Source organism: Clostridia bacterium, assembly GCA_017438525.1.
Classification (GTDB): Bacteria; Bacillota; Clostridia; order Oscillospirales; family RGIG8002; genus RGIG8002.
The window spans coordinates 26,590-46,724 of sequence record JAFRVI010000022.1 but is presented as its reverse complement, the minus strand read 5'-3'; the positions used below and the strand labels follow the sequence as shown (position 1 = coordinate 46,724).

15 protein-coding genes and 1 other RNA gene are annotated in these 20,135 nt (G+C 61.8%); 6 read left to right on the top strand and 10 right to left on the bottom strand.

Features of this window, described 5'->3' with window-relative positions; all coding sequences use genetic code 11:
* Positions 1-44: 44 nt before the first annotated feature.
* The 9 genes from IJL83_02060 to ffs form a co-directional block, all read right to left on the bottom strand.
* Positions 45-842 carry a zinc ribbon domain-containing protein gene (locus IJL83_02060; GenBank protein ID MBQ6552388.1) on the bottom strand — a complete coding sequence of 266 codons (798 nt, stop codon included), beginning with the start codon at positions 840-842 and terminating at the stop codon, positions 45-47.
* Positions 843-898: 56 nt separating this feature from the next.
* Positions 899-1,732: an alpha/beta hydrolase gene (locus tag IJL83_02055; GenBank protein MBQ6552387.1), complete on the bottom strand. Its 834-nt coding sequence runs from the start codon at positions 1,730-1,732 to the stop codon at positions 899-901.
* Positions 1,729-2,523, bottom strand: coding sequence for a dihydropteroate synthase (locus IJL83_02050; GenBank protein MBQ6552386.1), 795 nt, complete (start codon positions 2,521-2,523; stop codon positions 1,729-1,731). Before IJL83_02050 ends, IJL83_02055 begins: the two co-directional genes overlap by 4 nt.
* The gene (locus tag IJL83_02045; GenBank protein ID MBQ6552385.1) at positions 2,520-4,259 is read right to left on the bottom strand and encodes a bifunctional homocysteine S-methyltransferase/methylenetetrahydrofolate reductase; all 1,740 of its coding nucleotides are present in this window, start codon (positions 4,257-4,259) and stop codon (positions 2,520-2,522) included. Before IJL83_02045 ends, IJL83_02050 begins: the two co-directional genes overlap by 4 nt.
* The gene (smpB, locus tag IJL83_02040; protein MBQ6552384.1) at positions 4,256-4,732 is read right to left on the bottom strand and encodes an SsrA-binding protein SmpB; all 477 of its coding nucleotides are present in this window, start codon (positions 4,730-4,732) and stop codon (positions 4,256-4,258) included. Before smpB ends, IJL83_02045 begins: the two co-directional genes overlap by 4 nt.
* On the bottom strand, positions 4,729-5,328 hold the full coding sequence (recR, locus tag IJL83_02035; GenBank protein MBQ6552383.1) for a recombination protein RecR: 600 nt from the start codon (positions 5,326-5,328) through the stop codon (positions 4,729-4,731). The genes smpB and recR overlap by 4 nt, the downstream gene beginning before the upstream one ends.
* A gap of 40 nt (positions 5,329-5,368) precedes the next feature.
* A complete protein-coding gene (locus IJL83_02030) occupies positions 5,369-5,710 on the bottom strand; it encodes a YbaB/EbfC family nucleoid-associated protein (protein ID MBQ6552382.1) in 342 nt (113 codons plus the stop codon).
* Positions 5,711-5,726: 16 nt separating this feature from the next.
* The gene (gene dnaX, locus IJL83_02025; GenBank protein ID MBQ6552381.1) at positions 5,727-7,304 is read right to left on the bottom strand and encodes a DNA polymerase III subunit gamma/tau; all 1,578 of its coding nucleotides are present in this window, start codon (positions 7,302-7,304) and stop codon (positions 5,727-5,729) included.
* Positions 7,305-7,370: 66 nt separating this feature from the next.
* Positions 7,371-7,457, bottom strand: an RNA gene (gene ffs, locus IJL83_02020) — signal recognition particle sRNA small type.
* A 261-nt stretch (positions 7,458-7,718) separates the two neighbouring features.
* Between ffs and IJL83_02015 the strand changes: the two genes are divergently transcribed.
* The 6 genes from IJL83_02015 (at position 7,719) to IJL83_01990 (ending at position 19,319) form a co-directional block, all read left to right on the top strand.
* Entirely contained in the window at positions 7,719-8,786 is a 1,068-nt protein-coding gene (locus IJL83_02015) for a branched-chain amino acid aminotransferase (protein MBQ6552380.1), read from the top strand.
* 39 nt (positions 8,787-8,825) lie between these two features.
* Positions 8,826-11,603 carry a family 16 glycosylhydrolase gene (locus tag IJL83_02010; protein MBQ6552379.1) on the top strand — a complete coding sequence of 926 codons (2,778 nt, stop codon included), beginning with the start codon at positions 8,826-8,828 and terminating at the stop codon, positions 11,601-11,603.
* A 13-nt stretch (positions 11,604-11,616) separates the two neighbouring features.
* Positions 11,617-14,625: a family 16 glycosylhydrolase gene (locus tag IJL83_02005; protein ID MBQ6552378.1), complete on the top strand. Its 3,009-nt coding sequence runs from the start codon at positions 11,617-11,619 to the stop codon at positions 14,623-14,625.
* A gap of 37 nt (positions 14,626-14,662) precedes the next feature.
* Positions 14,663-17,287, top strand: coding sequence for a hypothetical protein (locus IJL83_02000; protein ID MBQ6552377.1), 2,625 nt, complete (start codon positions 14,663-14,665; stop codon positions 17,285-17,287).
* Between the two features lie 61 nt (positions 17,288-17,348).
* Positions 17,349-18,233, top strand: coding sequence for a mechanosensitive ion channel (locus IJL83_01995; GenBank protein ID MBQ6552376.1), 885 nt, complete (start codon positions 17,349-17,351; stop codon positions 18,231-18,233).
* Between the two features lie 21 nt (positions 18,234-18,254).
* Positions 18,255-19,319, top strand: a complete 1,065-nt coding sequence (locus IJL83_01990) for a hypothetical protein (GenBank protein MBQ6552375.1) — start codon at positions 18,255-18,257, stop codon at positions 19,317-19,319.
* A gap of 61 nt (positions 19,320-19,380) precedes the next feature.
* Here IJL83_01990 and IJL83_01985 read toward each other — a convergent pair whose 3' ends face one another.
* Positions 19,381-20,130: a phosphotransferase gene (locus IJL83_01985; GenBank protein ID MBQ6552374.1), complete on the bottom strand. Its 750-nt coding sequence runs from the start codon at positions 20,128-20,130 to the stop codon at positions 19,381-19,383.
* Positions 20,131-20,135 lie beyond the last annotated feature (5 nt).

The window sequence follows — 20,135 nt, the reverse complement described above, 5'->3', positions numbered from 1 at the left end:
CGTTTGGTTAGACAGAGACGATTTTTCAGCTGCCGGAGGGTTAATCAAAGAAATGAAATGAGCAGACCTATGTATCTGACGGGTGAGACGTAATTCTCGAGGAAGCTGAACAGGCGCGGGTAATTGTCGTTGAAAAGCATCATCCCGAGCGAGAAGAGTATCGCCGCAACGACTACCGCGAGCGCGACGACCGTGAAGCCGACCGCCCAGTCGCGGAGCGCGGGATCGCCCTTCTTGCGGAGCGCCCATACCGCGAGGCATATTATCTGCAGCAGAACGGAGGCGCAGATCACCGTGAGGATTACGATGGCGATGGTCCTCGCTTCCGGAGCCCATGACGAGAGCACGAGATTCGGATTCGTCGGCAGCAGCGAGCCGGGCCAGATTATCCCGCTGACGAAGAGCGCCAGATAGGTCAGCAGCAGCGGCAGGCAGGAGATAACTATACGCGCGATCCATTTGCCGACGCCGCTCTTCTTTTTGAGTGGTCCGGGTGCGGTTTCGGCCGCCGGCGCGTAGTATTCCTGCTGTATCGGCGGCTGATAGACAGGATGCTCGGAATACGGCTGTTCCGGCTCGGGAGCGGTAAAGGGCGGCTGACCGGATACGAGCTCGTCCATAGCGGCTTCTTTGGCGGCTTCGGCCGCTTCTTCCGCAACTTCTTCTACGGCTCCGGAGACCTCTTCCGCGGTTTCTTCAACCGCTTCCGCGGCGGGATCTTCGATAACGGGAGCTTCGGCGACGGACTCGTCCGCGGCGGGAGCCGCTTCGAGCGGCGCTCCGCAGTTGTTGCAGAAGCGCTGGCCGTCTTCACATTGGTTTCCGCATTTTGTGCAAAACATAACGCATCCTCCGTGTTGATTTTTGAATATTTATGCGGCGCGTGCCGCGTATTGACTCAAAGTCTGTCGAGCCAGACCGACGCGCTTTCCGTCCAGCCGGTGATCCAGGGGATCGCGCGTTCGCGCGGGATATCGACGGCGGGATCGCAGAGCGAAAGCCCGTGATCGCCCTTCGGCAGAACGTGCAGCTCGAAGGGTATCTTGTGCGCCGAGAGCGCGGAGGCGAAGAGCAGGGAGTTCTCCACCTTGACACAGGTGTCGTCGGCGGTGTGCCAGATGAAGGCGGGCGGCGTCGTGTCGTCGACGGCGTTCTCGAGCGAAAGCCGCGCCATCAGCGCGGGATCGGTCTCCGCCTTGCGCCGGGTGAGGCTCATTATCGAGCCCCACTCGATGAATTCGCCGGTGGAGATGACGGGGTAGGCGAGGATCATCGCGTCGGGACGCGCTTCGCCGTTTTTGAAGCCGAGGATATCGCGCACCTCGGGCGCGTTCCACATCGTGCCGACCGAAGCGGCGAGGTGTCCGCCTGCGGAGAAGCCGCAGACGGCGATCTTATCCGGCATGATATGCCACTTTTCCGCGTTCCTGCGGACGAAGTCGACCGTCCAGGCGGCTTCGAGCAGCTGGGAGGGGAACTCGCCCGTCTCGATCGAGTAGTTCAGCACGAAGGCGGCGTAGCCCCTGCGCGCGAACGCGATCGCGATCGGCTCCGCCTCGCGCGGACTGCAGAACCAGTAACCGCCGCCGGGCAGAACGACGACCGCGGGGCGGGGCAGAGGGTCTTTGGTGCAGGGCTCGGTGACGTACAGGTCGACGTAAACGTCGCGGCTGCCCTTTACGAGGCCGTATTTTTCATAGTCTATCTGAGGATATACGCGGTCGGTGATCATTGCTCCTCGCTCCTTATCTGAGTAATGTATTCCATGCAGTATTCGTCTTTGCCGGTGAAGGCCTCGCAGGCGGCGAGGGCGGTCTTCAGCGAGGGGGAAGCGGCGTCGCAGATGAAGCTGTCCGCGCCGGCTTCCGCGAGCAGCGTCGCGGCGGCGGCGTTCAGACGCGCGCGCTTCGGCAGACCGAAGGAGACGTTTGAAAGTCCGCAGATGACGTGTACGTCCGGCAGCTCGCGGCGCAGCAGGCGCGTCGTTTCGAGCAGCGTCCTGCCGGCGTCGCCGCCCATGGCGACGGACTCCGCGAGCGCGTCGATATAGATGCGCTCGTCGGGTATTCCCGCGGCGTTCAGGCGCGCGCGTATCGCGAGCGCGTTTTCAAGCCGTCCCTCCGCGGTGGAGGGTATCGCGCCGGAGCGGATGGGCAGCGCGACGACTCCCGCGCCGTATTCGGCGGCGGCGGGTACGAGCTCCTCCAGCCGCTCGTCGGCGGTGACGGAGTTGACGATCGTTTTTCTGCCGCGGATGTGCGGCAATACCGCGATTATCGCGGCGGGATTCGGGGAGTCGAGCATAACGTCGCAGTTCGTTTTTTCGACCGCGAGGTCGGCGACGCGGCGGAGCATATCGATCTCGTCCGCGCCGCAGAGCGCGGTGTTTATGTCAAGGCAGGACGCTCCCGCCTCCGCCTGCGCGAGCGCGAGTGCCGCGAGCTTGTCGAAGTCGCGCGCGAGCATCGCTTCGCCGGTGGTGGGGACGGAGCTGTTGAGTTTTTCACCTACGAGGTAGATCATATCAGTTGCTTCTCCTTAAGTTTTTCGAGCAGCGCTGCGACGATATCGACGCGCTTCAGTGGCGTCATGATATAGAAGCCGCGGCAGTAGGGAGCGGCTTTTTCGGCGACCGAAGCGGCGTAGCGGACGGAGATCCCGGCGGCTTCCTCGCGGCTCTTGTCTTTGAGCTCGGCGAGGAGCGAATCGGGGATGTCTATGCCGGAGACCTCGTTTTTCAGGAAGAGCGCGTTTCTGTATCCGGCGACGGGGTATACGCCCGCAAGCACCGGCGCGTCAAGCTCCGCGTGCGCTTTTTTGAGATTTTCGAGCGCCCGCTCCGAGCCGACCGGCTGGGTGAGGAAGTATTCCGCGCCGCGCGCGGTCTTCTCCTTCGCCCTCGCGAGCTCGGCGTCGAAGTTGGCGGCGCCGATATTCAGCGCGCCGCCTATGCAGAAGGGCGCGGAAGCGAATTCGGCGGAGTTCAGTCCGGCGAGGTAGCCGATAAGGTTATATGAATTGAGGGCGAAAACGCCCTTGCTTTTCATTTCGTCGTTGGAGAGCGGATCGCCTGTAACGGCGAGCACATTGCGTACTCCCATCGCGTTCGCGGCGAGCAGGGAGGACTTTATCGCGAGGTGGTTCCTGTCGCGGCAGGTCAGGTGCGGCATGACCTCCGCGCCGGTGCGCCCGTGAACGCAGGCGGCGGTCATGAAGCTGTCCGCGCGGGCGCGGGAAAGGGGGTTGTCCGCGAAGGTGATCACGTCCGCGCCGGCGTTTTTCAGCAGCGCGGCCGCGTCCGTAACGTCGGAAAGCCCCGAATCCGCGGGCGGATCGAGCTCGACAGCGACGACGCGTTCGCCGCCGCGAAGCTTCAGCGCGAAGGCGCCTTCCTCGCGCACGGCTCCGGCTTCCGCAGAGGAACGCGCGGGAGCGTTCGGCGCCGGCGCGCTTTTCAGCGCGGAAACGCAGGCGGCGATATGCGCGGGGGTCGTTCCGCAGCAGCCGCCGACGAGCTTCGCGCCGTTGGCGCAGATCTCTTTTATCCTTTCGGCGAAGTAGTCGGCGTTGTCGTTATAGACCGTCCTGCCGCCGACGTCGACGGGATAGCCGGCGTTGGGCATGACGCAGAGCGGCTTTGAAACGCGCAGTTCGGCGGCGAGCCGCGCGGCGTGCGCCGGACCGCAGACGCAGTTGAAGCCGACGGCGTCCACCGCCGGATGCGCCGCGGCCTCCGCGACGAGCGCGGTCAGCGCGTTGCCGTGCCGTGTGAAGCCGTCGGGAGCGGCGCCGAAGCTGACGATGACGCCCGCCTCGGGCAGTTTTTCTCTGACGCGCGTCAGCGCGTCCCTGAGCGGAGCGAACTCCGCGAAGGTCTCGAAAAGGAAGTTTTCCGCGCCGCAGCGTATGAAGATATCGACGAGGTCGGCGTAGTCCGCCGCAGTCCCGTCGGGGATCGGGCCGATATCCGCGAAGACGGCGGCCTTTCCGGCCGCGGCGGTGTTCGCGCAGCGGATCGCGCCAGCGACGAGCTCTTCAAGCAGCGCTTCGTCCGGGAAATTGACGCGGTTGAGAGTGAAGGAGTCGGTCTTTATACCGTCCGCGCCGGCGGCGACGTACTGTCTGTGCAGCGCAATAACGCGCTCCGGATGCCTGACGTTCGCCAGCTCGCAGGGTGTGTCGTCGTGGTAAAGGCCGGCGTAGCAGGTTCCGAAGGCGCCGTCGAATATGAACGGGCGATCGGGATAGAGCCGTATCATACGTTGCGCTCCTTCATCTTTCTGTCGATAGTGCGCTTGGCGTCGCGTTCCGCGGCGGCGGCGCGCTTGTCGTACAGCTTTTTGCCTCGGCAGAGGCCGACTTCGAGCTTCACGCGCCTGCCGGAGAAATATGCTGAAAGCGGCACGACGGTGAGTCCGTCCTGCCGCACGGCGTTGAAAAGCTTCAGTATCTCCCGCTTGTGCATAAGCAGACGGCGGTCGCGCAGGGGGTTCTTATTGAAGATGTTTCCCTGCTCATAGGGGCTGACGTGCATCCCGACGACGAAAACTTCGCCGCCGCGGAAGTCGCAGTAGCTGTCCTTGAGGTTGCACTTGCCGAGACGAAGACTCTTGACCTCCGTGCCGGCAAGCTCTATACCCGCCTCGTAGGTCTCCTCGATGAAATAATCGTGGTACGCCTTCTTGTTGCGGGCTATGAACTTCTGTTCGTTTTTGTCCTTTTTGGCGCTCATATCTCACGCCTCCCCTCGATAGCGCGGGCGATCGTCTCTCCGTCCGCGAACTCGAGTTCGCCGCCGACGGGTATGCCGTAGGCGATGCGGGTGACCTTCGCTCCGAGCGGGCGGAGCAGACGGGATAGGTAAAGCGCGGTCGCGTCGCCCTCAACGTCAGGATTCGTCGCCATGATGACCTCGGTCTCGGGATTCTGCGAAACGCGCGCGAGCAGTTCCTTTACCGTCAGATCATCGGGGCCGACGCCTTCGAGCGGGGAGATGCTGCCGTGCAGAACGTGATAGAGCCCGCGGTATTCGCCGACAGCTTCGAGCGCGACGACGTCCTTCGGCTCCTCGACGACGCAGATGGTCGCGCGGTCCCGCGAGGGATCGCCGCAGACGGAGCACTTTTCGCCGTCGGTCAGGTTGCAGCATTCGCTGCAGCGGTGGATCTCCGATTTCGCGCTGACCAGGCAGTCGGCGAAGCTTTTGACTTTTTCTTCCGGCTGATTGAGCACGAAGAACGCCATTCTCTGCGCGGTCTTGCGCCCGATGCCGGGGAAACGCTCGAAATGCTCGATGAGCTGTTCGAGCAGCGGTGCGTAATACTTCATAGAGTGAAAAACTCCGTTCAGCCGCGAAGGGCGGCGAAAATTACATAAGACCGGGTATGCCGAGACCGCCGATGCCGCCGGTGATCTTGCCCATTTCCTCGGCCGCGTCCTCCTCGACGGTGCGTATCGCTTCGTTTACGGCGGCGGCTACGAGGTCCTCGAGCATCTCCACGTCGTCCGGATCGACGACGGAGGGATCTATCGTGACCTTGGTGATCTCCTTTTTGCCGTTTATGTTGACCTTGATTACGCCGCCTCCGGCCGAGGTCTCATACTCTCTTTCCTCGAGCTCGGCCTGAGTCTGCTGCATCTGTTCCTGCATTTTCTGCGCCTGCTGCATGATGTTGCCCATGCCGCCGGCTCCGGGGATTCTCGCTTTCATATCTTAACCTCCAAAATTAGTCAAAAAGTTGTTTCAGCCGCTCGTCGAGCTCGTCGAGCTTGCTGAAGGGCGGTTCTCCGGCGTCCGTGACGACGTTGAAGCGCTTGCCGTGCGCGTTGAAGAGCGCGTCGGAAATGAGCTTGACGTTGGAGACGACGCAGGTCGCGGACGAATGTATCGTGAAGACCTCGCCGTCGACGTCGCACCTCGCGCCTCCGAGTACGGCGCCGACCATCGGGGACGCTTTCTTTATCTCGGGAAGCGCCGCATCGAGCATCGCGTTCGCGCCGGACGGCGCGGGAGCGGGTTCGGGGAGGTCGTTCCGCGGCGGTTCTGCCGCCGGAACTTCCGCTTCCGTCTCCGGCTCCGGCTCGGGTTCCGGTTTCGGCTCGGGTTCCGGTTTCGGCTCCGGTTTCGGTTTCTCAACGTAACGCGGCTGCGCCGCCGGCTCGGGCTTGACTTCGGGCTTCGGCTTCGCCGCGGGCTGCGCCGCCGGTTCCGCGCAGACGGCGCCGGAGGCGACGCAGAGCGAAACGAGCAGCATCTCCGCCTCCGTCTTCTTGTCGAAGGCGAAGCGCATACGCGCGATCGCGTCATTGACCGCCGCGACGGAGGACATTACCCTGCCGAGCGTGAAGCGCTTTGCGACGCGTTTGGTGCTTTCCAGAGCCGCGGGGTCGAGGTTTATCAGCGAAGCGGCGTTATCCGCCGTCTTGACTATGAGGACGTTGCGCAGGCACGCCAGCAGCTCTTCGCAGAGGCGCTCCGGCTCCTTGGAATCGGCGTAGAGCGCGGCGAGCGCGGAGAGGCATCCGGAAATATCGCCGTCCGCTATCAGCCCGCAGAGCTCGAGCACGCGTTCGCTGCCGGAAAGGCCGACCGCGCGGGCGACCGCGGAGGCGTCCACCGTATCGCTCGCGGCGCGGCAGACGTCGAGCAGACTTATCGCGTCGCGCATTCCGCCGTCAGCGGCGGCGGCGAGCATACGCAGCGCGTCGTCGGTGACGGTGAAGCCCTCCGCCTGCGCGATATGCGAGAGGTAGGCGGCGATGGCTTCGGCGTCGATGCGGCGGAAATTGAAGCGCTGGCAGCGCGAAAGTATCGTCGCCGGCAGCTTGTGGACTTCGGTGGTCGCGAGTATGAATATGGCGTGCGCCGGCGGCTCCTCGAGCGTTTTCAGCAGCGCGTTGAAGGCGCCCGCGGAGAGCATGTGCACTTCGTCGATTATGTATATCTTGTATTTCGCGCGCTGGGGGAGATAGCTTATCTCTTCGCGCAGCGCGCGGATGTTGTCGACTCCGGTGTTGGAGGCGGCGTCGATCTCGATGACGTCGGTCAGCGTGCCGCTGTCGATCGCGCGGCAGATATCGCATTCGTTGCAGGGGTTGCCGTCCTTGGGCGAAAGGCAGTTGACCGCCTTGGCGAGTATTCTGGCGCAGGAGGTCTTGCCCGTGCCGCGCACGCCGGTGAAAAGATAGGCGTGCGAAATATTGCCGCCGGCGACCTCGTTTCTGAGGGTGACGGTGACCTGTTGCTGACCGGCGACCTGCGAGAAGTCGGCCGGACGGTATTTGCGGTAAAGCGCCTGTTTCATACTGCCTCCGTTGGAGAGATTGTCGTTTCCGATGAATAAACGAACGCGGGTGTCCCGAAGAAGGACAGCCCTACGGCTGCACGAGACGGGTACCGTTTAATGCTGCTCGGTTCCCCGCCTGACATGATTCGCGGCCGGTCCCCGCAGCGTTCATGCCGCCCTTCTTCGGAACACCCGCTGTCTGTTCCTGCGGATATTTTAACATATCCCGCGCGGATATGCAAGTTTTTTTGCTCCGAAATTGATATTTTTACACCGAAAATACAACTAATTATTGAAATATGACCGCCGCCGTTGTATAATTACAATGGTTTATAATTTCGGAATACCATCCGACGCGAACGACGCCTTGTTATCGGACGGCGTTTGCCAAAAAACAAAAAGCCGCACCGATACGGCAGAAGGAGAGAAAAAATGGAAATCAGAGTCGAAAAAGTCGAGCAGAGAAAGCAGAAGCCGGATTACAGCAATCTGACCTTCGGCGATTACTTCACCGACCACATGTTCATCATGAACTACACCGCCGGACAGGGCTGGCACGACGCCAGGATCGTACCCTACGGCGACATACTCGTTTCGCCCGCGGCGATGTGCCTGCACTACGGCCAGGAGGTCTTCGAGGGCATGAAGGCGTACCACGCCGCCGACGGCAGAACGCTGCTCTTCCGTCCGCGCAAGAACTTTGAGCGCATGAACGTTTCCAACGAGCGCCTCTGCATCCCGCCGATCGACGTCGACTTCGCGCTTAAAGCGCTCAAGGAGCTCATCAAGCTCGACGCCGAGTGGATCCCGCAGGAGCCCGGCACTTCGCTTTACATCCGTCCGTTCATCATCGCGGTCGACCCGCACCTCGGAGTACGCGCCGGCCACGAATACCTGTTCATTATTATTCTCTCGCCCGTCGGCTCTTATTACAAAGAGGGTCTGAACCCCGTCAAGATCTGGGTCGAGAATAAGTACGTCCGCGCCGTCAGAGGCGGTATGGGCTTCGCGAAGACGGGCGGCAACTACGCCGCTTCGCTGAAGGCGCAGGAGGACGCGCACGAGTTCGGCTACTCGCAGGTGCTCTGGCTCGACGGCGTCGAGAGAAAGTACATCGAGGAAGTCGGCGCGATGAACGTCTTCTTCAAGATCAACGGCGAATACGTCACCCCCGCCCTGCAGGGAAGCATCCTGCCCGGCATTACGAGAATGTCCTGCATCGAACTGCTTAAGCACTGGGGCGAGCCCGTCGTCGAGCGCCGCCTTTCCGTCGACGAGCTGGCGGAAGCCGCCGAGAACGGAGCGCTTGAGGAAGCGTTCGGCAGCGGCACCGCGGCGGTCATTTCGCCCATCGGCGAGCTTCACATCGGCGACCGCGCCTACACCATCAACGGCGGCAAGATCGGCGATATGTCCCACAAGCTCTACAAGGAGCTGACCGACCTGCAGTACGGAAGAAGCGAGGACGTCCTCGGCTGGACCGAAGAAGTCAAGCTGTAATCCCCGATACGTAAAACACACTTCAAGGAGACACTTCTTATGGAACGATTTGCGACAGAGAAGGCGCTGCTTTGCTCCGGCATAGCCGAACGCGGCAGGAAGAACCTGCGCCGCTGCATAGCGGAGGCCGAAAAAGCGTCCGGCGACCGCGCCGTTTTGAACGAGCTTCACCGCGCGGTGAACAGCGTCCGCCCCGCGAAGACGAAGCGGACGGAAGGCGCGCTGCCTGAAATCATCACCGTCGCCGCCGGCGGCAGAAAGTCCGCCGACTTCCCGATGCGTGAGGCCGCGCCCTGCGACGGCATCGCGCTCGAGGTCGAGTACGACGGCAGAAGCGGCGACGCGACGCTGACCGTAGGCGTCGGCTCCGACGCCGGATTCTCCTATATCGAGGGCATCGGACTTTCGCAGGAGAAGACGACGTTTTGGCTGACTTACGACCTTTTCGTTCCCGCGGTCAGGCGCGCGGAGCGCATCGTCGTCGCGCTCGAGTCCGACGAGGACGTCGAAGTGCGTGTAACGCCGCTCTGCTTCTTCAGCGAGCAAGTGGAGCCGGATCTCCGCACGCCTTACTCCGAGGATCCCGTTTCCGAAACGCGCAACGACAGGTTCTATAAGATTGTCGACATAGCGACCGGACGCGCCCTCGCGCTCGTCCCGCGCATAAAGGAGACCGACCTGCGCTGGGAGCAGTCGCTGATCCACACCGACAAGGGACAGCACCTCGCGCTTGAGAAGCGCGCCCGCGACTATACGCAGGAGTGGCAGCTCTATAAGACCGAATACGGCAAATACCACGTTATCAACAAATCCAACGCCAATCATATCCAGCTCGACGAGCGCGGCAAGCCCTTCCCGACGGACGTCAATATGAACTGTCCGTCGCAGGATTTCGACCTGCTGCCCGCCGGGCCGGGCAAGTTCTCGATAATAGGCGAGGGCGGCAGGCCCCTGACCTGCGAGAACTGCAAGGACGGCGTCTGGGCGCTCTTCGAGATCGCCGAGGACGAATGGGTGGAGACCTTCCGCGACGACTTCGACGGCGAGGAGCTCGACAGGAGCGTATGGGGCGTCTATAACAAAAAGATAAGGCCGGATACCGAGCCGGTCTGTTTCCTCGACCGCAAGGAGAACTTTTGGACGGAAGACGGCAACCTCGTCATCCGCACCTCCGACGACGGATACGACGGCATCCCGCAGACCGGCGCGTATATGGATACGCGCGGACTCTACGGCGTTACCTACTGCAAGATGGAGATGCGCGCGCGTCTCGCCACCGGCGCGTGGATATGGCCCGCGTTCTGGTCGATGGGCATCGTCGGCAACTGGCCCTACCAGGGCGAGATCGACGTCATGGAGCTCGTCGGCGGAGGCGAACACGGCGAGCTGGACTCCAAGCTCTTCGGTACGCTCCACTGGGCGACCGAGGTCAGCAGGCACATGGAGAAGGGCGTCGACTTCTGCTTCAAGGATTACGAGAATCTCAACGACCGCTACCACACCTACGCGGCGGAGTGGGAATACGACCACCTGCGCCTTTACACCGACGATATGCTCTATATGGCGATGCACCTCGACTCCGACGGCAAGAAATGGGGCTTCGGCGACAACCCGCACTACCTCATTCTCAACACCTCCGTCAGAGGACCCGGCGAAGAGAAGGCGTATCCCGAAACGCCGGCCGAATCGCTCTATTATATCGACTGGGTGCGCTGCTGCAAGCGCGCCGGAGAAGTGACCTGCGCGGCCGAGCCGGTCGAAGACGCGAAAGCGCCCGACTACGTCAACGGCGCGGCGCGCGAATGGCTCAACAAGGTCTGCGCCTCTCCGGACGGCAGATACGCCGCCGCCGCGGGGCAGGGCGGAGAAGTCTTCGTCTACGGGCAGCATAAAGACGGGCTGCTCTTCACGCTGCGCGAGCCGGAGGTCGCCGTCGAGGCGATCACCTTCACTCCGGACGGGAGCAAGCTGTGCGTGCCGAACCGCGACGGAGAAATATTCATCTACGACTGCGCCGACTTCACGAAGGCGCCGCTCGTCATCGACGACGCCGGCACCTTCAACGAGTTCGCCGCCTTCACGCCGGACGGCAGGGCCTTCCTCGCCGGCGGCAGAGACACGATCGAGCGCGGCAGGCCGAACGCGAAGGAAAGCCGCGTCCTGCGCCTCTGGGGCGTAGACGGAGCGCTGATTTCCGAAGCCGCGACCGGCAGCGACGTGAGAAACGCCGCGGTTTCCGCGGACGGCAAACTCGCCGCCGCCGTCTGCTCGGACGGCAGCGCGCGCGTTTACGAGCTGCCGCTGCTGACGCAGGTATTCCGCTTCGATAACGAAGACGGCGCCGCGATGCGCGGAGTCGACTTCGCGCCGGACGGTTCCCTCGCTTTCTCCGACGAGGCGGGCAGGATATACCTCTGCGATCTGAAGAAAAAGCAGGTGCGCGCCGCCAACAAGGTCAACCCGTCCTCCGTGCGCCGCGTGCGCTTCTCGCCGGACGGCTCGAGTCTGCTCGCTGTCTGCGCGGATAACTGCGCCCGCCTGTTCGACTCCGCGACCGGAACGCAGTCCGCGACGCTCGGCGGCTTCGCCGAGCTTGTCAGCGAGGCGAAGTTCTCGCCGGACGGCAAGCGCATCGCCGTTTCGTCCTACGACGGCAGCGTGAAGCTGTTCGACGGCGACGGAGCTTATCTGACCGCGCTCCGCACCGACAACCCCAAGGGCAGATGGGTCATGGATATCGCCTTCTCCGCGGACGGCTCGCGTCCGTTCGCGGCGATGGGCATTCTGAATACCGACTACTGCGTCTGGAATATTTGACAAGGAGAACGAGATGAGAAGATTTACAGCCGCGCTCCTCGCGCTGATAATGTGCCTGGCGTTCGCTGCCTGCTCGCCGAAGGAAAACGGCGGTAGCGCGAGCGCTCCGAACTCTGAAGAAGAGGTCAATCCGGTCGACGACAAAGCGCCTCTCGCCGCGAAGATCTCGGAAGCGGAGCCGCTTATCTTCGGCAACGCCGACGAGCAGACGAGAAAATACCTGACCGGCGCTGTCGATAACGCGAAGCGCCACTACGACGACCCCGAATGCAAGTCCTCCGATATGGAGAACTCCATCGCCGATATCGGCCGCGCCGTCGCCGCGCTGAAGGACGGCGCGTTCGAGTCCGTTGCGATCCCCGGCCTCGCGGCGTTCACCTCCGCGGAGCGATCCGCCGCTCCGGACGGCGCCGCCGACGCGGTGAAGTTCACCGGCAGCGTGACCTCCGACGGAGACCCCTTCGGCGGCGCGCTCGCGAACGCGGACGGACTGACATTTCACTTTGAAGCCGCCGCCCCGTCCGGAAGGTTGACCGTAACGCTTAAGGCGGGGGAGACCGCCTTTGCCGCCGACCTGCCCGTTCCGGCGCAGGCGTCGGATATGCGCGTTTCGTTCGACTTCTTCAAGGGCGCGGAGGGGACGTACCTCATCGACGTACTGCCTTCGATAAACTCGATCGCCTTCGCGTCGGACGGCGAATGCTACGTATCGAACCTCGCGGCGTACGCCGAAACGCTGGAGACCGCGAAGGGCGGCGTCTACGTCCACACGGCTTCATCAGTTTCGAACGAAAAGTTCTATAAGATAACCGATTCCCGCGGCACCGTGCTGACATACGGGCCCGCGATAACCGAGCGCCAGCTCAAATGGGCGGAAACGCTCGTTATGCACGACGATAACCAGTCGCTGACCTTCACCCAGGACGCCGGCGACGACACGCAGCTGTGGCAGATATACAAATGCGCCTCCGGCGCCTACCGCATCGTCAACAAGGGCACCGGCCTCGCGCTGACCACCAACGTCGAGTTCGACCTCTTCATGAAGGAGGCGGATATGACGAACGCCAAGCAGGAGTTCGGCGTCAGGTCGCTCGGCGGCGGAAACTTCGCGATAACCTACGCGGACGCCTATTCGCTCGCGACCCTGAGCGCTAAGGCGGTGCTGAAGAAGGGCACCGGCGGCTCCATGAAGCTGACGGAGTACGACTACGGCGCGTGGGAGCTCGTCAAGGCGGACGAATTCGACGGCGAGAAGCTCGACCGTTCGATGTGGACTCCCGCCGACGGCAAAACGCGCGGCGACACCGAGCCCATATATTACCGCGACAGCGAGAACAATCACTATATCGAAAACGGCAACCTCGTCATCAAGAGCAAGATCGAGGAATACAAGGGCTACCACGCCACCAGCGCCTCGCTCGAGACCTCCGGCAAATACGGTCAGTCCTTCGGCCGCGTCGACGTCAGGGCGAAGGTCCCGGGCGGCGCGTACATCTGGCCGGCGATCTGGATGATGGGCGCCGAGAGCATGTGGCCGCACGACGGCGAGATAGACATCATGGAAAACGGCTGGGTCGACGCAGAGAACAGCACCGAGGAGGGCATAGTCAAGGGGCATAACCTTTACGGAACGCTCCACTGGTTCGGCGACGAGGGTTACCATATGTCGAAGAACTACAACTTCCCGATCTCGCGCGACAAGCTGCTCAGCGACGAATACCACGTTTACTCCGCGGAATGGGATTCCGAACAGGTGAGGATACTCGTCGACGGTATGCTCTATATGACGCTGAACGTCAACAGCGACTCCATGCGCTGGGGCTTCGGCGCGCAGCCGCACTTCCTGATACTGAACACCTCCGTTTCCGGCCCCGGCAACGATCAGCTGCCGAGCGGTATGCCGGATACGTCGTATTATTACGTGGACTACGTCCGTTTCTACAAGCGCAGCGGCGAGGTTTCGCAGACAGCGAACATCTCCGTCGACGCCGGCAATGCGACCGTGCACAACCTCGGCAGCGACCGCGTCAAGGCGATAGTCACCTCCGCGGACGGCAAATACACCGCCGTCGTCGGCAGAGGCGGCTCAATCAAGCTTTATAACGCGAAAAAATCGGAGCTGCTCGGCGAGATGAACGGCAAGGGCAAGCTTTACACCTGCGCCGCCTTCTCTCCGGACGGCAAAATGCTTGTCGCCGGCTCGCGCGACGGCGTGCTGACCTTCTGCGAGACCGAGGACCTCATCGCGTGGGACGTCGATAACTACCACGTCTACCACGACGCCGTCGCCTTCACGGGCAACGGCGAATACGTCGTCGCCGGCGGCAGGAACTACGACGACCAGTCGAGCTATTCCCGCGCCATGTTCGTCTTCGACGCCTCCGGCAACAAGGTCAAACAGGTCGACCTCGAGAGCGATATCCGCGCCATCGCCGCGGCGGGCAGCACAGTCGCGCTCGCGCTCGGCAACTCCAAAGTGCAGATTTACGACGCATCGAGCTTCGCGCTCCGCCACACTCTGACCGGACACACGTCCGCCGTCAGAGGCATAGACCTGACCGCTGACGGCTCCCGCCTCGTCACCTCCGACGAGAACGGAAATGTCATCGTTTGGGACGCCGCGTCCGGCGCCCGCGTAAACAAGATGAAAAACACCCGCACCGCGCCGGTGACGAAGGTGCGCTTCCTTGACGGCGGCAGACGCGTGGTCTGCGCCTCCGAATCGGGAGATCTCCGCATCTTCACCGTCTCTACCGGCAGACTTTATTCGCTGATGGGCGGCTACGGTTCGCTCGTCCGCGACTTCGACGTATCGAAGGACGGCAGTATGCTCGCCGCCTGCTCCTACGACGGCTCCGTGCGCACCTACCGCAGCGACGGAACGCTGCTCGAAGCGGTCACCGTCGCAGACGGATCGGGAAGCTGGGTGGAGAGAGCCTCCTTCTGCTCCGGCAAGCGCGTTATGTTCGGCATGAACCATCCCGCGACCGGACTTTACGTTATGCGCCTGACGAAGAAGTGACAAAACGACCGAAAAAACACTCTGGAGGGACACGCCTATGAAAATTGCGCTCGCGATAATACTCATATGCCTTTTCGCGCTCGGGTGCCTGACGCTGCCTGCGCCGCGTACTCACGTTAAGGCGGAGGAGATGCCCGACGCCTACGAGGGCTACGATTTCACGCCGCTGCCCGCGTTCGAGCAGTTCGATAAGTCGGAGCTGCAGCAGCTGCTGATGACCGGCTTCGATCCGCGCACCGCGGACTTCACCGACGAGCTCGCCTCGCAGGGAGTCCCCCGCGCGCTGCGGCTCGACGTCACCTCCACCGGTATCAAGGCGATCTCGACCTCGCGCCACATGCACGTCAAAGACGAGCTGTTCTACGACGGACTCGCCGACGTCGGCGGAAAGACCTTCAACTGCGGCATGAACCTGAGCGAATACGACGGCTTCATGTTCCGCGTCGACGGCTACACAGACGCGATATTTGTTATAATGCGCCGTTCGCCGTGCGGAGGGCCTTACGGCTATCAGGGCGACGAGGAGCATCAGGCGATTTACAATCAGTACGGCATCGGCCCGTACTTCCGCACCGCGATGCTGTTCCCGGACGAGAACGGCTACGTGAAGGTGCAGTTCAGCGTGCTCCACGGCGGCTACGTCTGGTGGGAGCAGGGCGGTCTCCGCGAAGAGTTCGCAAAGCTCAATTCGATAGACATCATCTTCGATAATCAGAAGATAAACGCCGGAGCGACCTATTACGTTTCCGACTTCAAGCTTTACAAAGAGCCGCCGTCCGGCAGAGGGCTCGACAAGCTGATATCCAAGCTCGAGGAGACCGACGCCGACGGCGAATACGCGGCGGAGCTTATCGCGGCGAAAGCCGCGCTCGAAAGCGGCACCGAGGCGCAAAAGAAGGAGCAGATCAGAACGCTGACGCTGCTGCTGAAGCCCGTGCTGCTCCGTGAGCTTTACGCCAACTCATACGCCTCGATGAAAAACCGCATCACGTCGTCCGGCTATTCTCCGACGTCGGTGACTGGGCTTTACGACTGCATGTACGTCCGCGACACGTCGATCCAGTCGCTGATGCATACGAATCAGGGCGACACCGACCTTTCGCGCCGCCTGCTGCGCTACGTTCTGAGCGTCTACAGGCACCTCGGCGTCAGCTTCCCGACCCACGTCATATCCGACCTGAAAGAAACCGAATACGGCAACAACGCCGGCGCGTCGCCGGGGCAGTATTCGGCGCTTATAAAGCTCGGCGGGAGCGCTTACGCCTCGCAGGAGATAAGCGGCGATGACGCGACCGTAACCTCCGTCGGCGTGTGGATGTCGCGCAAGGATAACGCACGCGGCATGATAAACGCGGAGCTGAAGCGCGACGGTTTCACCGTCGGAACGGTAAAGCTGAAAGCGTCGGAGCTGCCGTCCGCTAAGGGCTACGTCGTTTTCGAGTTCGGCCTGCCGCTCGATCCGGTCAGGAACGGCAGCTACACGCTGACGCTTTCCGCGCCGGATTCGCCGGAGGGCAGCATAACGTGGTACGGCCGCAAGAACTATAAGGGCCTGATAACGAAGCTCAACGGCGTCGCGATAAGCGGCGAAGCGTCCTACGAAGCGTTCAAGACGCGCGTTACCTTCGAGAGCACCGAAGCGCAGACGGATACCGTCCTCGCGCTTGCTCACGCGTGGATTGCCTACGCGAACGCGGCTCCGGAAACGCCCGAGGACGTGGAGTTCATCGCGCAGTCCTATCCGATAATCAAGCGTTACGTCAACGCCTACGTCGAGGGCGGCTTCATAGACGACGGGCTGAATCTCATCCGCAACGACTTCCTCGAGCACTCGCGCGACGGAAGGAAGTGGAAGTGCTACGACCTGATAACCAACGCCTACGCCTCGCAGGTGTTTCACGAATTCGCGGAGTTCGACTCCGCGCTCGGCAACGCCGAAGAAGCGGCGAAGTGGAGCGCGCTCGCCGAGCGCATCCGCGGCGGGATCAACGAAACGCTCGTCACCGAGGTCAACGGCAAACGCGTTTACGCGGAGCTTATCGATATCGCGAACGGCGACAGATTCATCAAGGGTATGTCGTGGGTTAATCTCGCTCCGATCGCGGCGGGCTGGTACGGCATGGACGAGCGGATAATGAGGGATACCTTCGCGGCGTACCGCGAGATCGCTTCTGTCAGCTACGGCGCATACCCGATGCTCGACGCCTGCTATTATATGGATACCGGCCGCTACGGCAACCACGTCATCGGCAAGGGGTATTCGTGGGAGCTGATGTTCAGCGCGGCGGTCGGCGATACCGCGCGCGTCGACGAAATGACCGAGTTCATGCTCATGAACTCTCCGGCGAGCAATATGTACCCGGAGAGCTGGTGGTATCCGGACAGGTTCTCCGACGTCGGCAACCAGGAGCACTCCTCGTGGATCGCCTACGCGATGGCGACGGTGTATCCGGAGCTGAAGGACGCCGTCCGGCGACCGGAGGGCGACGTTGACGGCGACGGCGAAGTCACCGTTACCGACGCGCTCGCCTCGCTCCGCATGGCTATCGACCCGAAGGAATACTACGATTCCGAAAAGCGCCTCGCCGACATGGACGGCGACGGCGAAGCGACCGTTTCCGATACGCTGCGCATCCTGCGCTGCGCCGCGAAGCTCGCGTAGCTCCGCATATAACAGTTATTATCCCGCAAAGGCGGATTAAATAATAAAGGGGTAGAAACAAATGGAAAAGAAAAGCAAATCCAAGCTCATCAGACTTATAATCGCTCTCGTCGTGCTCGGCGCGATCGTCGGCATCGGCTACGCGACGAAGGTCTTCAGCCTCGACTTCAGCGGCGTTGAGATCAGCGGCAAGGTCATCGTCAAGCTGCTCGTTATGATCTTCGGCGTCATCGTCGTCGAATCGCTGCTCGCGTTCATCCTCTCGATCCCGAATCCGAAGAGCCACCGCGCCCGCTCCGTGCTCTCCGTTATCTCCAGCCTGCTGAAATACGTGGCGGCGATAGTCATTATCTGCTGGGGCCTCTCCATTATCGGAGTCAACGTCTCCACGATAGTCGCCAGCGTCGGCATTTTGGCCCTGGTCGTCGGCTTCAGCGCCGAGAGCTTGATCGCGGACGTAGTCACCGGCGCGTTCATGATCTTCGAGAATCAGTATAACGTCGGCGACATCGTCGAGATCGACGGCTTCCGCGGCACCGTTACCAATATCGGCATCCGCACGACCTGCATTACCGATCCCGGCGACAACGTCAAGATAGTCAACAACTCCGCGATAAAGACGATCCTCAACCGTTCCGACAGACTCTCCCGCAGCGTCAGCGACATCGCGATCCCCTACGGCACCGACCTCGAGAAGCTTGAGGCCGCCATCCCCGCTCTGATGGAAGAGATCTATAACAACCACACCGATATGATGAAGATGCCCCCGAAATACCTCGGCGTCCAGCAGCTCGCCGACAGCTCCGTTGTGCTCCGCTTCGTCGTCAACGTCGACGAAAAGGACCTTTACGCCGGCGCCCGCGTGCTCAACCACGATCTGCTTCTCGGCTTCCGCAAGCTCGGCGTCGAGTGCCCGTTCCCGCAGGTCGACGTTCACTCTTATTGATGATTGCGAGTTGATCGAACCGTGAAAAAGTTTTATGACAGCGAGTTTCACTTCTCGCCCGAAGAAAACGAGCTTGCGCGCACAGTCAACGACGTCGAGGAGCTGGCGGATCCGTTTTACGACGACTGCCTGATTTCCAAAGAGCCGAAGCGCGTGATATACGACGAATACAAGCAGGGCAGCGGAGCCCTCGCCGACGACCGGAAGGACGGCAGGCGCGCGCGGCTGAAGAAGCTTATGCTTATGCAGGCGGCGTCCGTTCTGGCGATAGTGTCTGTGGTGACCGCCGCCGCGGGCGCGGACCCGCTCGGCAGCAACTCGCTTTTCGGAGGCGGCTCGTCCGTGACTCCGTCGCCCGGCGGTTCCTCGGTCGTCACTCCGGTGACGCCTGTCGTGACGGAGGACGACACCGTCTTCCCGACGCTCGGCAATCTAAACCCCGATTTCGCCGGCGACTACGCATGGAGCGGCACCGGAACGGCGAACTCCGAGGAATACGTGCGCTTCTACTCGAAGGGCGACACTCGCTACACCTATCTCGTTATGGGCGGCGCGTGGTCGCAGATGGGCGTCTACGAGGACGACGGCACCTTCAGCCCGAACACCCTCGGCAGCAGCCCGAACGCCGTCTACGATAAGGAGACCAACACTCTCACGCTGACGAACTTCAACGCCTCCGTGCTCGATATGAACCTCATGGGCAACGGCTTCACCGTGAAGCTGGAGGGGGATAACTCCCTCGATCAGCTCGTGCTATGGGGCGCGATGTACGGCGGCAGCGTGACCTTTACCGGCGACGGCTCGCTCACGCTCGGCAAGGCGGGCGACGTAAACTACGGCCTGCTTATCAACGGCGAGAACAGCCAGTCCTGCGTCATGGTCAAGAAGGGCGTCAAGCTCGATATCTACGGCACCGACGGCGCGATAATAGTCGGAGACAGCACGATGGATCCCGCTATCTACATTTCCGATTATCTCACGCTCACCGGCGGCGAGATAACGAGCGTAAAGAACGAGAGAGGCGCCTACGACTGCACCGTGCTCGGCGCGGACGGCAACCCCGCCACTCACGTTACCGTCGAATGACCTGACGGATAATAACAAAAAAGCGCCGGAACTTGCGTTCCGGCGCTTTTCGTATGCGGTTTTATTCGTAGTCGACGACGTCGGCCCAGCGGTGGAGGAACTCGCGTTCATCGGCGTTGCCCTTGACGCTCTGCGAAGCGGCGACGATGGGCAGCCACTTCTGAACGTACTGCCTCGCGGTGTCGCTCTTATCGCAGAAAAGGCGCATATACTTCTCCGCGAGCGCGTCCTGCCCCTTCAGGCAGAAGAGCAGGTACGTCCGCGCCGCGTCGGCGGAGGCGTTGCCCTGCGTGGCGTGAGACCAGTCGAGGATATACGGCTCGCCGTCCGGCGTAATGATGATATTGGAGGGGCGGAAGTCGCCGTGGCAGAGCTTCTTGTGCTTCGGCATCGCCTCAAGGCGCGTGTGAAGCTCGTAGCGCACCGTCGCGGAAAGGTCGGTCTCGCTTATCTTGCGGTTCATCTTGTCCTGCAGCTTGTTGAGCAGCGGGCAGGTCTGCGCGTGCATTTTGAGCTGGAGGTCGACGAAAAGCGCGAGGTATTCGTCCACCTTTTCCGGGTGTTCGTCCATAAGCTGCGCGAGCGTTTTGCCCTCGATGAACTGTGAAACGATCGCCCACTTGCCGTCGATGACCGTAACCTCGAGCACCTTCGGGATATTCAGTCCGGTCTCCTCGACGCGCGCCTGGTTGAGCGCCTCGTTGAGGATGTCGGCTTTGGAAAAATCGCTGTCGAAGACCTTTAAGCAGCGGTCGCCGTCGCGGTAGACGGTCTTGTTTTTTCTGACTGCGATGATCTCGTTAAGGTTCATACGCT